Origin of the sequence: Acinetobacter sp. SwsAc2 (assembly GCF_013391465.1) — a bacterium.
Lineage (GTDB): Bacteria > Pseudomonadota > Gammaproteobacteria > Pseudomonadales > Moraxellaceae > Acinetobacter > Acinetobacter johnsonii.
Map to the genome: position 1 here is coordinate 1 of NZ_JACBEZ010000017.1, position 13,401 is coordinate 13,401.

Annotated in this window: 9 protein-coding genes and 3 pseudogenes; 4 read left to right on the forward strand and 8 right to left on the reverse strand. The window is 39.5% G+C overall.

Annotated features, from left to right (window positions below; genetic code table 11):
• Both HYI04_RS09080 and HYI04_RS09085 read left to right on the forward strand, forming a co-directional pair.
• Nucleotides 1–92 (forward strand): annotated as a pseudogene (locus HYI04_RS09080) (IS5/IS1182 family transposase); the annotation flags it as partial.
• Nucleotides 93–466: 374 nt separating this feature from the next.
• Nucleotides 467–2,566 (forward strand): EAL domain-containing protein, encoded by a 2,100-nt coding sequence (locus HYI04_RS09085; protein ID WP_178896087.1) that lies wholly within the window; start codon nucleotides 467–469, stop codon nucleotides 2,564–2,566.
• A 386-nt stretch (nucleotides 2,567–2,952) separates the two neighbouring features.
• Here HYI04_RS09085 and HYI04_RS17055 read toward each other — a convergent pair whose 3' ends face one another.
• The gene (locus tag HYI04_RS17055) at nucleotides 2,953–3,099 is read right to left on the reverse strand and encodes a hypothetical protein (RefSeq protein WP_171254088.1); all 147 of its coding nucleotides are present in this window, start codon (nucleotides 3,097–3,099) and stop codon (nucleotides 2,953–2,955) included.
• On the opposite strand from HYI04_RS17055, the gene HYI04_RS09095 reads away from it, so the two are divergent.
• Nucleotides 3,045–4,106, forward strand: coding sequence for a 3-deoxy-7-phosphoheptulonate synthase (locus HYI04_RS09095; RefSeq protein ID WP_010326643.1), 1,062 nt, complete (start codon nucleotides 3,045–3,047; stop codon nucleotides 4,104–4,106). The genes HYI04_RS17055 and HYI04_RS09095 overlap by 55 nt on opposite strands.
• A 239-nt stretch (nucleotides 4,107–4,345) precedes the next feature.
• Nucleotides 4,346–5,539 (forward strand): annotated as a pseudogene (locus HYI04_RS09100) (PilT/PilU family type 4a pilus ATPase).
• Nucleotides 5,540–5,586: 47 nt separating this feature from the next.
• Here HYI04_RS09100 and HYI04_RS09105 read toward each other — a convergent pair.
• The 7 genes and pseudogenes from HYI04_RS09105 to HYI04_RS09135 all read right to left on the reverse strand — a co-directional run bounded on the left by HYI04_RS09105 (nucleotide 5,587) and on the right by HYI04_RS09135 (nucleotide 13,389).
• Nucleotides 5,587–6,765 (reverse strand): annotated as a pseudogene (locus tag HYI04_RS09105) (MFS transporter).
• 252 nt (nucleotides 6,766–7,017) lie between these two features.
• On the reverse strand, nucleotides 7,018–7,398 hold the full coding sequence (gene gcvH, locus HYI04_RS09110; RefSeq protein ID WP_058951997.1) for a glycine cleavage system protein GcvH: 381 nt from the start codon (nucleotides 7,396–7,398) through the stop codon (nucleotides 7,018–7,020).
• 71 nt (nucleotides 7,399–7,469) lie between these two features.
• On the reverse strand, nucleotides 7,470–8,498 hold the full coding sequence (locus HYI04_RS09115) for an AraC family transcriptional regulator (RefSeq protein WP_004693238.1): 1,029 nt from the start codon (nucleotides 8,496–8,498) through the stop codon (nucleotides 7,470–7,472).
• A 303-nt stretch (nucleotides 8,499–8,801) separates the two neighbouring features.
• Nucleotides 8,802–10,652: an ABC transporter ATP-binding protein gene (locus HYI04_RS09120; RefSeq protein WP_010326648.1), complete on the reverse strand. Its 1,851-nt coding sequence runs from the start codon at nucleotides 10,650–10,652 to the stop codon at nucleotides 8,802–8,804.
• A gap of 237 nt (nucleotides 10,653–10,889) precedes the next feature.
• Entirely contained in the window at nucleotides 10,890–11,072 is a 183-nt protein-coding gene (locus HYI04_RS09125) for a hypothetical protein (protein WP_010326649.1), read from the reverse strand.
• A 278-nt stretch (nucleotides 11,073–11,350) separates the two neighbouring features.
• Nucleotides 11,351–12,589: a mechanosensitive ion channel family protein gene (locus HYI04_RS09130; protein WP_010326650.1), complete on the reverse strand. Its 1,239-nt coding sequence runs from the start codon at nucleotides 12,587–12,589 to the stop codon at nucleotides 11,351–11,353.
• Nucleotides 12,590–12,852: 263 nt separating this feature from the next.
• Complete coding sequence (locus HYI04_RS09135) at nucleotides 12,853–13,389, reverse strand: DUF2058 domain-containing protein (RefSeq protein WP_005399509.1); 537 nt, start codon at nucleotides 13,387–13,389, stop codon at nucleotides 12,853–12,855.
• Nucleotides 13,390–13,401: the final 12 nt, after the last annotated feature.

Consider the following 13,401-nt stretch of genomic DNA (forward strand, 5'->3'; position numbering starts at 1 on the left):
TTAGAGGAATAGCTACTCGATATGACAAGCTCAAAAGAAATTATCAAAGTTCTGTTGCTTTAGCCTGTATATTTTTATGGCTACCTTTATAGGGTTAATTATGAACAGTAAATGTCAACAGACCCTATGTGAATAGTCGGTATTTACTTAAAATAAATTATTGTTAATATTAGTTTTTCACTGAAAGTTTTTTAGCTTTTCGGTGTTGCTCAAATGAATGCTCATGTGCTATTGAAAGCCGCGCTCAGTTATTTGTCTAATTTGTGTAATAGTTGCAATTTTTCATTGGTATACGCTTATATAAGTTGTATATGATGCATATTGTGATGGTAATCACGCAGTGTCATTATACTTATATTTACTTTTTTGTTTTTTCATTGTTTTTCATGACTTTGCTTGATTTCTTTTTTAAACAATATGTCTGGTTATGGACTAAACCAGCAAGTTTAAGTTGCAGATAATTATTATGTCTCGAATCCATTCACAGCCTAAGAATAAATCTAAAAATATTGCTTATGATCAACGGGCAGGAAAGAGTTCTGCTTCAAAAAAAGACCACAATCTGATTGATATTATTCCTCAGCTTTTTTGGATTCATAATGACGTCTGCAAATATATAAATTTATCCTTACGTCAGTATGTCGGAGGAATGGATTTATCCGCAGATAGCTTCAATTTGGTCGAATATATTCATCCAGAAGATGTACTAGCATTAGATGAATTTTTGCATCAACCGATAATTGCCGAGCTCACATTTGAAAAAACCTGTAGGATTCGTAATCGTCAGGGCCAGTATCATTGGTTCTTAGTCCAAGGTGAAATGGATCGCTCTACCGCTGGATTTCAACTGAGTTGCACTGATATTCATCAGGGCATGAAAATTTATATTGAGTCTTTGGCGCTGTTACGTGCCCATTCGGATATGTTAAATGCCAGCGTAGACTGCATTATTGTAGTTGAGCCAGATGGTATGGTCACACATATGAATAAGTCGGCATGTGTCATGTTATTGGGAAGTGCAGATGTTAAGGACTTTGGTATGTCTTGGGTCGAACTTTTGCCTCCTGCGGCGCGTAAAAAAGCCAAAAAAGCATTGTATGATGCAGGCCAAGGCCAAATTTCCCGTTTTAATGGCATGAGTTTATCGGATGGTAAAGTTTATTATTGGGATAATGTTCTGACACCTGTACTTGATGTTGACGGAAAGACCCAGAGTATTTTATGTGTTTCACGTGATATCACGCTGCAATATCTCACCGAACAAAAATTAAAACAAGGCAGTGAACGTGATGAGTTAACCGGTTTAAATAACCGACGTGCGTTTAAAGAAAAAATCAGAAAACTGTATAGCAGTGCACGTGATAAAAAACAAAAGTTAGCCGTCATGTTGATGGATTTAGATCACTTTAAAACCATCAATGACACACTGGGTTATACGGCAGGTGACCACCTTTTAAGAATTTTATCGAAACGTTTAAAACAAATTTTAGAAGGACGTGCTTTCTTGGCACGTCTTGGTGGGGATGAGTTTGGTGTGATTATTCCGAATGTGCAGGATATCGGTGAGCTCAATCAAATTGCCCAGCAGATTTTGCAACAACTCGAGATTCCCATCACATTTTCGGGGAACTACATCAATGGTGGTATGAGCATTGGATGTGGCCTCTATCCAGATGATGCCAATGACCTCAGTGAGTTACTCAAATGTGCCGACACAGCACTTAATGATGTTAAAGCACAAGGCCGTGGCGGTATGCGCATGTTTGATCAGGATATGTTTAATGCGGTACGGGAGCAATCTGAACAACTTAATTGTGCGCACCAAATTATTCGTAATGTTGCCATCGAGGCTTTCTTTCAACCGAAAGTCTGTTTAGATTCAGAAAGAATTATCGGTTATGAAGCGCTCTTACGTTGGCGTGATGATCAAAATAACATTCAAAGCCCTGCACGAATTGCAGCAGCTTTTAATGATTATGAGTTATCCAGCCGTATTGGTGAGATTATGCAGCATCAGGTTTTCAAGCAGATTACTGAATGGCGGGCAAAAGGCTTACAGATTGTACCTATTTCGATAAATGCAGCACCTGTTGAATTTATGCGTGATAATTTTGCTGAGATCTTTTTAAAACGTCTCAAAGCCTACCGTATACCCTCGAAATTTGTTGAAATTGAGGTTACTGAATATCATTTGGCTGAACGCGGCTATGAATATGTGGTTCGCGCCCTTAAAAAACTTAAAGCAAATGGTGTCCGAATAGCGCTGGATGATTTTGGTACGGGGCATTCTTCTCTTACTCATTTGCGCGATTATCCTGTTGATATTATTAAAGTTGACTGCTCTTTTGTACAACGCTTAAGTGATGATAAATCGATTTATGCCATTGTCGAAGGGTTAGCCAAACTCGGCCCGATTTTATCAATGGATATCGTTGCCGAAGGCATTGAAACCGAAACACAATTGCAGCTGTTAAGAGATATGGGCTGTCATATTGGGCAAGGTTATCTGTTTAGTCCACCTGTTTGTGCTCAGCAGGCAGAAATGCAGTTGCTAAAACTACACTAGGCTTCATAGCGACTGTTCTCATGAACTCAAACATGATAGGCCATTAAGTTAAAGGCAAAGGCTTAAACGGAATAGAACAGAATTTTTTGTATAAAAAAGTGTTGTAAAAGCAAAAAAATCAGCGTATTTTAAATTTCAGATAACATATTTTTTGAAGATATAAAAATGTTAAAGCAACCTGTAATCTCTAACGCAAATTATTACTTCTGGCAATTTAGATAATTGCCTGAACGCGTTCGGGCATCAAGAGGTTGCCCACCTAGTTAATACCTGATCGGCAACCCTGGTCAGGTTTTTTTATATCTGCTGTTTTAATAAATTTTGGAGTACTTCATGAAAACAACTAACTATTCATACTTTAGCAACTTTTATTGGTTTTACTTTAGTCAATTTATGACTTTAGCCCAGCAATCCATTAGACCCATAACGCTCAAATAAAAGATCGGACTGAACACCACAGTCCAAAGGATACAAACCAATGAATGCTCTAAATACTGCACTACAAAGTACTCAAACGACAGTTCAAGAAACACTTTTAAGTTTGCCGCAGCAACTCAAAGCGCAGTTGCCACTTTCAACGCCATTAAAACTACAAATTGCTGAACAGCGTCAAACCATTCAAAATATATTAGAAGGCAAAGACCATCGTTTAATGGTCATTACAGGCCCGTGTTCCATTCACGACCCTATTGCGGTTTTAGAATACGCTGAAAAGTTAAAACAATTACAAACCAAAGTTTCAGATCAGATTTTCTTCGTAATGCGTGCCTATATTGAAAAACCACGGACTACGGTGGGCTGGAAAGGTTTTTTATACGATCCTTTACTTGATGGATCTTCCAATATGCAGTTGGGATTAGAGCAGTCTCGAGCATTGTATTTAGCGATTATTGAAATGGGTTTGCCGATTGCTACAGAAATTTTAAGCCCGATGGCGACTGCTTATTTCGACGATCTGTTGGCATGGGGAGCTATTGGTGCGCGTACCAGCGAGTCGCAGATTCATCGTGAAATTTCGAGTCATATGCCGTTTAGTATTGGTTTCAAAAATGGCACAGATGGTTCAATTCAAATTGCTCTGGATGCGATTCAGTCTGCATCAAACCCTCACCAGTTCATGGGAATTGGGCAGCAAGGCATGGCATGTATGCTTCAGTCCCAAGGAAATCCGAAGCCACACTTGATTTTACGTGGTGCAAACTCGGGGCCTAACTATGCTTTAGCCGATATTCGTCATATGCAAGATAAAGTCAAAGATGAATTACCTGCTTTGGTGATTGACTGTAGTCATGGTAACAGTAGTAAAAATCCACTCAATCAACCTAATGTATTGCGTAGCATTGTTGCAGAACGTACGCAAAGCAATGTGTGTGGTGTCATGCTTGAAAGTCATTTGGTTGATGGTAATCAGAAAATTTCAGATGACATGGTCTATGGTCAGTCTGTTACGGATGGCTGTTTAGGCTGGGAAAAAACCGAGCAAGTACTTTTAGAGGTTGCCGACACATTACGCAGCCACGCTGTTCAACGTAGTGCTTAATCAACGCAGCCAAAAAGACCTTTCATTGAAAGGTCTTTTTTTTGTGATGTAGTTCAATAAATGAAGATAATAAATTGAAAAATAAGCTAAAAATTATTTATCAAACGATAAATTAGGTTGAGCTAGAGCAGAAACTTATGCAAAATCAGAAGCCTGAAAGAACACGATAAAAAATTGTATTTTGAAGAAAAGAAATGCTTTTTAAAGTCAGCTATTTGCACTAATTTTTAGAGAACACTATGTATTCTGCAGAACTTTTAGAAGAAGCCCGTCGGATGATGTTTCACATGCTCAGCAAAGTGGTTGAGTATGGTGGTTCAGACTTATTTATATCTGCAGACTTTCCGCCAAGTATTAAGCATCAGGGCCTCATGAAGCCATTGGGTCAACAAAATTTGCCATCTGATCAGACCAAACTCTTTGCTTATAGTTTAATGAACGAAAAGCAACGATTGGAGTTCGAAACCGAGCTTGAGTGTAATTTTGCAATTAACGTTCCCAATGTTTCGCGTTTTCGTGTCAATGTTTTTTAGCAGCAACTGCATGTGGGGATGGTGATTCGTACGATTACTGCGGAAATTCCTAACTTCACTAAGTTACAACTTCCAACGTCTTTAAAAGACGTAATTATGGAAAAACGTGGTTTGGTCCTCGTTGTCGGTGGTACAGGGTCGGGTAAATCGACGTCTTTAGCAGCCATGATTGATCATCGAAATGAAAACTCGGCAGGGCACATTATTACAGTTGAAGACCCTGTGGAGTATGTACACAAGCATAAGAAATCGATGATTACTCATCGGGAAGTGGGTGTGGACTGTCATTCTTGGCACAATGCTTTGAAAAATACTCTGCGCCAAGCGCCCGATGTCATTTTAATTGGTGAGATTCGTGACACGGAGACGATGGAACATGCCATAGCTTTTGCGGAAACAGGCCACTTATGCCTGGGGACACTGCATGCCAATAATGCAAATCAGGCTTTAGATCGAATTATTAACTTTTTCCCAGACGAACGTCGCAATCAACTTTTGATGGACTTATCTTCCAATATGAAGGCGATTATTTCACAGCGTCTGGTGCGAACTGAAGATGGGCGTGGCCGCCGAGCAGCAGTGGAAATCATGCTCAATACACCGTTGATGTCAGACTTGATACTTAAAGGGAATTTCCACGAACTCAAAGAAGTGATGTCGAAATCACGAGAGTTAGGCATGCAGACTTTTGATCAGGCTTTGTTTGATTTATACAATCAAGGTGCAATCGCTTATGAAGAAGCACTACGAAATGCAGACTCGGTCAATGAATTACGTCTACAGATTAAATTAAAGAGTAGTCGTGCCAACCCGCAGTTAAACTCAAATAGTGCTTTGTCTTTTGATCAAGCGGTTGCTGAAAAAGCCAAAGACGCTGAAGAAGAGAAGGCCGACGCCTAATTTTCTGAGTCCGTAAGTTCATTGCTATGCGCATACGGACTGATATTTTAAGCGGTTTTCTTTCTATTCGCGATAAAGGCATAGAACAATAAACTTAAAACGGTTGTCAGTGCACAGAATAAATAGGTGAAGCTATAACCTTGCTTAGAAATGAGTAGACCCAACAATACAGAGCCAAGAGCAATACCTAAGTCATACATGGTAAAGAACGTGGAGGTCGCATGGCCAATCCGATGCTTTTCCGCACCTTGAATAGCTAAAGTTTGTAGACAAGGCTGTGCAGAACCAAAGCCCATGCCAACGCATACAGCCGCAACCAATAAACCCGTCAGAGATTGAATCTGACTGAGAATCATAAGCCCCAAGCTAAATAATATAATCGCTGGATAAATCACATAACTTGCCCCACGACGGTCATAAATTTTGCCTGTAATTGGGCGTAGGCTCATCATGGAAATTGCAAAGACGATAAAAAATAGGCTCGCATAGTTCAGCAGATGTTTAGACTCTGCATAAGTTGAAATGAACGACATGATACTGGCATAGGAAAAAGAAACGATCATGCCCATAATTGAAATATTCAAGGCTTTAGTTTCAACAAAGTCATGGATATTGAGCTTGCGCTTCACGGGTGGTGTCAATTTTTGAGTGGTCTGCTGAATTGGGATAAAGAAGCAAAACAAGAAACCGAGACAGACACTAAACGCTAAAATCCCTGCGACCATTGGATAGGATACAGACTGGATCAGAGTTTAACCGAGGAATGGCCCAAGTACAATCCCCAGATTAATGGACATGACAAAATAGCCCATGCCTTCGCCTTTACGTTTTTCTGGAATAAACTCATTGTCGATAGGTACGGCAACTGTGGTGACGATGCTGAACCAAATGCCATGTAGAAAACGAATCAGTAGTAAAAGTTGTAAATTATCAGCAAACAAATAGGCCAAGGAAAACAAACAAAATAGGGCTTTCGCGATAAAAAGCGTTTTCTTATTGCCAAATTTTTCAATAATGAGTCCGCTAAAAGGGCGAACTGCGATAGACGATGCCATGAACAAAGTCATGGCTAAGCCTGCTTGAGCAAGGCTTCCACCCAAATCATTCAAAATATAGATTGGAAGGATTGAGGTCTGTGCAAAGTAAAAGATGAACAAAAACAGATTGTTCGCTAAGCAAAGAATAAAAGACTTATTCCATAGTGATGATGTATTGAGAGCAGACATGCAGAACCCTTGGCTCGAAGATGAGGCTACAGGACGTAAACTGTTGTTATTATTTTATACAGAAGCTAGGGTACGGCTGTGAAATTGAAACAACCAGATTATAAGATAATGCACGTGAAAAGTATAATTATAGTGATAAATTAGGTATTTAATTGATGTGAATATATAAATATCGAGTTGATTTATCAGAATAAGATAATTTTTTTAAAAAATCAGTCCGCAGACTGATTTTTTGAGCCGTAAATATGAATACTAGGCTTTTAGACCCGCTTCATAGGCTGTGCTTGAAAGGAGTTGTTCTACATCTGCGATATTGTCTGGTTTGATTTTATAAATCCAACCTTTGCCGTAGGGGTCATCATTGACGAAGTCAGGATCATCTTCCAGATTGGCATTGATTTCTACCACGGTGCCAGAAACTGGTGCATGAATATCAGAAGCTGTTTTTACAGATTCCACCACACCCGCTTGTTCGCCCGCAGTGATTTGTTGACCAACTTCTGGTGTTTCAACGTAGACTAAATCGCCTAAGGCATCCTGTGCATGGTCTGAAATACCAGTTACAACAAGATCACCTTCAATACGCACCCATTCATGTGTACTCGCATACTTCAATTCTGAAGGATGATTCATGAATAACTCCTTAAAATACAAAAATCATTTTTCGCATGATTTATACATGCTTTTCTATCAAAACAAAAGATCTATAAATACGGATCTTTACGCCAATTACTTGGGCTGCGTCCACTCCAACGCTTAAAGGCTCGGCTGAAATTTGCCACATCACTATATCCCAGTTCGTCCGCAATTTGCTCTAAGCTATAGTCTGTACGTGACAAAAGTGACGTGGCATGACGGTAACGAACTTCATCCACAATAGTAGAAAAAGACGTGCTTTCAGCAGCCAATTGGCGTTTCAGTGTGCGATCAGACATGTGTAAGAGGTCAGCTACGTGCTCGATGCTTAAATAGTGTTGTTCTGAGCGCGTTAAAATGTCACGAACACGCATCGATAATCTTCGGCGTTCGCCCATGGCTGAGAGTTCAGCTTCACATTGATTAATGGCTATTTGGCTTGCAAGTGGGTCAGCATTGACCATTTTAAAGCCTAGATAATGCTTATCAAAACTCAAAAGTAAATGTGGTTGATCAAAGCGAACACTATGGTTAGGTAGCTTTGCACGATAGCGATCAAAGCCTTCGGGTTCTGGAAAATCGAAATCAATTTCCCCAGCCAGATTTTCAATGCCAGTGAGCGCCTTGCTCATAGAAACAATGCCAAAAATAATACTGATCGCAATATCGGTACGCAACGGTTCTATATCGACATCACAGCGTAATTGTAAAGTCGCTTTTTCGCCAAAGGTGGAAAAGAAAAGCTGCAAAAAAGGCATGCGCAGTTGAATAAAACGGTTAGCAAGTACCAAGGCTTCGCCAATATCATGAGTTGTCATAATGGCATAGCCAATGAAGCCATGAATTGAAATACGCATTTGCGTGCCTAGATGGTAGCCAAGCGTGGGCTCACCAGTGAGACGGCTGGCCAACTTCACAAGTTCATTGGCAGTATGAACGGGTATGCGGAACTCAGGCTCTGCGAGTTGTTCACTCGTGAGTTGAAAAGGGGAAAATAGCGTCTCTGCATTATAGCCCCAACGAGACACAACATCTAACAACAATAAGCCATAAACACCAGGAATTCCTTGATCTTGGCGAAGTGAAACTGTTTTCATGCGCGATCCATTGCATTTTTCTTTCTTTTCTGACTGAAGTTATATTGGCATGAATATTTCAAATTCATGGAGCATATTGTTGGACAATATGCTCCAAGCCTATATCAATTCAGTATCCTTTTCATTTCTTATTTAGTGGAACGATATTATAAATATCATAAATTTCTGAGCAAAAATATAAGACTCTCGATAAAAATAAAGGCTCAGCAAATGATGCTAAAAGTTAAGTAAAATCTTTTCAAAATCAGCACGCTAAAATCATTGATGATAATGATCTAAGCGTGCTGAGGACGGAAAGTAAAACTAGGCTTCTTTCTTTTTAATTGGATGTTGTTCCGTTAAAAATCCACCTGTTTGACGCTGCCAAAGGTGCGCATAGATACCATTTTTTTGAATCAGCTCTTCATGTGTCCCTTGTTCTGCAATACGACCTTCATCAAGCACGATCAAACGATCCATTTGAGCAATGGTTGAAAGACGGTGAGCAATCGCAATCACCGTTTTATCTTGCATTAGGTCATCAAGGCTAGATTGAATTGCAGCTTCAACTTCTGAGTCTAGGGCACTGGTGGCTTCATCTAAAATTAAGATTGGTGCATCTTTCAAGAACACACGAGCAATGGCGATACGCTGGCGTTGGCCACCTGAAAGTTTCACTCCACGCTCACCAACATAGGCTTCATAACCTGATTTACCACGTAAGTCAGTCAGCTGAGGAATAAACTCTTCGGCTTTGGCTTTACGTACAGCAGCATACATTTCTTCATCACTGGCATTGGGACGGCCATATTTAATATTTTCTGCAACACTGCGGTGTAGCAGGGAGGTGTCTTGAGTCACTAAGGCAATATTACGACGTAAGCTGTCTTGGGTGACATCTTCAATATTCTGTCCATCAATTAAAATTTCACCTTGTTTCAATTGATAAAAATGTAGCAATAGTTGAATCAGTGTTGATTTTCCTGCACCAGAGCGACCCACGATCCCAATTTTTTCACCAGCTCGGATGCGTAGGTTTAAATTGTCGATGACATTTTTACTGTTATACGCAAAAGTTACGTCTTTAAATTCGATCATGCCTTGTTTAACTTCAAGGTCTTTGGCATCAGGTTTGTCTTGAATCGTGATCGAACGACCGAGGGTTTTCATGCCATCTTGAATGGTGCCGACACTTTCAAAAAGTGCTGAGGTTTGCCACATGATAAATTCAGCAATACTGCTCAGTTTTAAAATCATAGCCGTTGCAGCAGCAATAACACCAAGTTCAACTCGCCCATTCATCCATAACCAAACTGCAGTGCCCAATACGCCCGCGTACAGTACTATATTTAAAAACAGGATACTGATTTCATACTTAGCACCTAAACGCATTTGTTTATAAACGGTGACCATGAACTCCTGCATCGAGGATTTGGCATATAAGCTTTCACGTCCTGCATGGGCAAAAAGCTTCACTGTTTGAATATTAGTATAAGCATCGGTAACACGGCCAGTCATCACAGCTCGGGCATCAGCCTGTTCATTTGAAACTTTACTCAAACGTGGGATGAAGTAATACGCAGCACAGATAAACAACGCCAACCAGACCAGTAAAGGCAATATTAGGAGTGGGGAAATAGCGGCAAGTACCAAATTGACTGTGACAAAATAAATGAGCACATAAGCTAACATGTCACCCAAAATAACCCAGAACTCACGTATTGCCAGTGCAGTTTGCATGACTTTTGCGGAGAGTCTTCCTGCAAAATCATTGTGAAAAAAGTCGAGGCTTTGCTTCAGCAGTAAATTATGAAAGCGCCAGCGCAGACGCATCGGAAAAGTGCTAAATAATATTTGGTGTTTAATAATCGACTGTAAACTGGCAAATAAAATATTGGCCAATAAAATACAGAATAAAAGGACTAAATTTGAACCATGTTCTGCTAAAAATGTTTCTGGCTGGCTTTTACTGAGCCAGTTTACTAAGTCACCAATTTTGGCATAAAACAAGGCTTCAAAACTGGCAGCACCAGCCGTGAATAAAACCAAAATCAGCAAATAGCCACGTACACCTTTAGCGGCCTGCCATACAAACGGAAAGAACGTGGTCGGTAAAGGTTGGTTTAAACCTTCTTCTGGATAGGGATCAACACGTTTTTCAAACCATTTGAACATGAATAAAACCTTCTAAAAATAAGTCATTTATAAGGTAATGACTTGTTTTATAAATAAGCAGAGTTTGAAAATTTTAGCATGAAAAGACCTCAGTGGTCTGTGTAAATTAAGAGAGGCTAAACGATGTTGTAGCAGTATGGATAGCAAGAAATGTAGATGAATAGATATAAAAAGTCTGAGAGAGATGGTTGATGAAAGGGAATCCAATCAAATGAATCCCCCAAGATGCTTAAAGCATTAGTTTGCTTGAGCTTCTGATGTCGCAACCGCATCAGATGCAGCAGCTTCTGAAGCAGGTGCTGCATTTTCAGTTGCAACAGCAGCTTGAGTGGTTTCTACAACTTGAGTTTCTGCTGCAAAAGAAGATGTCGCTGCTACAGCTAAAAGGGCGGCACATAAAGATTTATTTAAAGTATTCATTTTAGAAAGTCTTACAAAGTGAAAAGGAGTGGCTAATTTAATGAAGAGAAAAGGTTGATATTGTGATATTGAGGTATATTTCATGTAAATAATCACATAATTAACTTACATAATACACAAGGTAAATAACACAGTTGTTGAAAAACTAATGTTATGTATTTTCATAATTTTTATTCTAGAGTTGGTGATTTAGAACGTATATTAAAATGCCTATTCTTCGTTTTTAAGACCTTAGTATGCTAAAACTAGAGTGGTTTTAGCATACCAAAGTGAAAAAATTACGGGTTTGACATTGCGATTTGCATGTCATATCCCGATGGTGCTTGGTAAATTTTGAGACCAAATTCGGGAAGAATGGCAATTAAATGATCGAAAATATCCGACTGAATCGCTTCATAATCTTTCCATGCAATTTGATTGCTAAATGCATAAATTTCCAGTGGCAAGCCTTTTTCAGTCGGTTGTAACTGACGTACGATTAAAGATTGGTGTTTTGAAATGTTCGGATGCTGATTAAGGTACAGCTCAACATACGCACGGAAGGTCCCAATATTGGTTAAACGTCGCTGATTACAAGGAGATGTATTGCTCAATTTCTGATTAAACTCAATCAGCTCTGTACTCTTGTGATCTAGATATTGGTCTAATAATAAAAACTCTTTAAGTTTGCTTTGTTCTGCTTCAGACATAAAGTGAACGCTACTTTGGTCAATATAAAGTGAGCGTTTGATACGACGTACGCCTGCCTGTGACATACCCCGCCAGTTTTTAAAAGTATCAGTGACCAATTTGTTGGTTGGAATTGTGGTAAAGGTTTTATCAAAGTTCTGTACGGTGATGGTATGTAATGACATATCAATGACATCACCGTCTGCATTCAGGGATGGCATTTCAATCCAATCTCCAATGCGGACCATGTCATAGGATGAAATCTGAACAGAAGCCACCAAAGACAAAATGGTGTTTTGGAAGACCAACATCAGCACTGCCGCCATAGCACCGAAACCCGCCAGCAAGGTGAATACATCTTTTTTCAGGAAAGTCCCTAAGATCATCAAGCCACAAACGATGAAAATAATCAGTTTGATTAGCTGTAAATAGCCTTTGATGGGTTTATTTCTAGACTTCGGATTGCGTTGATAAACTAAATTGAAGATATTCAGTAATTCACCAATCGCGAGCGCAATGGTTAAGAAAATAAAGGCCTGTGCCGCCATTTGGACAAAGCTGACCATTTTCGCAGACAGGTGAGGAACGGTGACGATACCATTCATAATGACGATTGCTGGGACAATGTTCGCAATTCGACGAATCACGCTATGCTGCGACATGATGTCGTGATTGGCAAATTTTAGCTTAGTGATGAGATGCCGAATACCACGAACCACAACATGCTTGGCAATAATATATGCCAGTATAGCCACTAAAATGAGTATGCAGAATCCTGTCAGCATTTCGATCCAAGGATACTGATCCGACCAGTCTTTTAAACTCTGTATAAAATGAAAATTATCCAAAATGCGATCTTCTTTTGATTAAAACACTGCAAATAGTGTAATCAGCTATACGAATTAAGCAAATTGTGTCACTAAGTTTATACATGTTTTCAACGACTTGTTTATTTACTCTCTTCGATTCGATTTTCAGTCATTATTTGGATGTCGTGAAGTATAGCTCGTTGATGGTTGGGATATGTCAGGTCAGTGGAATGGTGAATTAGTTTTATAATGAACTAGGAAAAAAGAAGCTTCCAATATGGAAGCTTCTGATGGCTCAATAATTACCACATGAGATCATCAGGGATCACGTATGCAGCGTATGGATCTTCCTCATCGGTGACTGCTTCATTTTTCTCTGAGGTATTTACGATAATAAAGCCTTCAAGTTTGGCATTAATACGATCAGCTAAAGCTTTAGGTAAGAAGGCATAGCTTTCATGATCACGTGCAATCACGAGGCTACCAGCAACCAAGGCATTATAAATTTGTTGATTGATATATTGTTTTTTGATTTTGCCATCGTCAATAAACTGATAGGCCACGTCACCGTCGGTATCCCGGATTTTATGCTGCGTGATCATTTGAATGATCGTCGCTTTGAGCTCTTTTTCTTGCAATATCGCTTTCTTTTCAAGTTCAATAGCTTGATCTTTGGCCTGTTTTTGCTGTTTGTCTTGTGCAATTTTTGCCTTGATCTCAGCTTCACTGCTTTGACCTGTTCTTTGCTCATGCACTGCTTGTTTAGAAAGTTTTTTGGCCTTTTTGTTGTCAACTAAACCGGCTTTGAGTAACTGAGCCTGTAATGCATTTTTTACCATAGCGAATTCCAC

What these genes read in the sequence shown, in the direction of transcription:
- HYI04_RS09085 (WP_178896087.1), top strand. Translation starts at nt 467, where the DNA reads ATGTCTCGAATCCATTCACAGCCTAAGAATAAATCTAAAAATATTGCT.
- HYI04_RS09095 (WP_010326643.1), top strand. Translation starts at nt 3,045, where the DNA reads ATGAATGCTCTAAATACTGCACTACAAAGTACTCAAACGACAGTTCAA.
- gcvH (WP_058951997.1), bottom strand. Translation starts at nt 7,398, where the DNA reads ATGAATCATCCTTCAGAATTGAAGTATGCGAGTACACATGAATGGGTG.
- HYI04_RS09115 (WP_004693238.1), bottom strand. Translation starts at nt 8,498, where the DNA reads ATGAAAACAGTTTCACTTCGCCAAGATCAAGGAATTCCTGGTGTTTAT.
- HYI04_RS09120 (WP_010326648.1), bottom strand. Translation starts at nt 10,652, where the DNA reads ATGTTCAAATGGTTTGAAAAACGTGTTGATCCCTATCCAGAAGAAGGT.
- HYI04_RS09125 (WP_010326649.1), bottom strand. Translation starts at nt 11,072, where the DNA reads ATGAATACTTTAAATAAATCTTTATGTGCCGCCCTTTTAGCTGTAGCA.
- HYI04_RS09135 (WP_005399509.1), bottom strand. Translation starts at nt 13,389, where the DNA reads ATGGTAAAAAATGCATTACAGGCTCAGTTACTCAAAGCCGGTTTAGTT.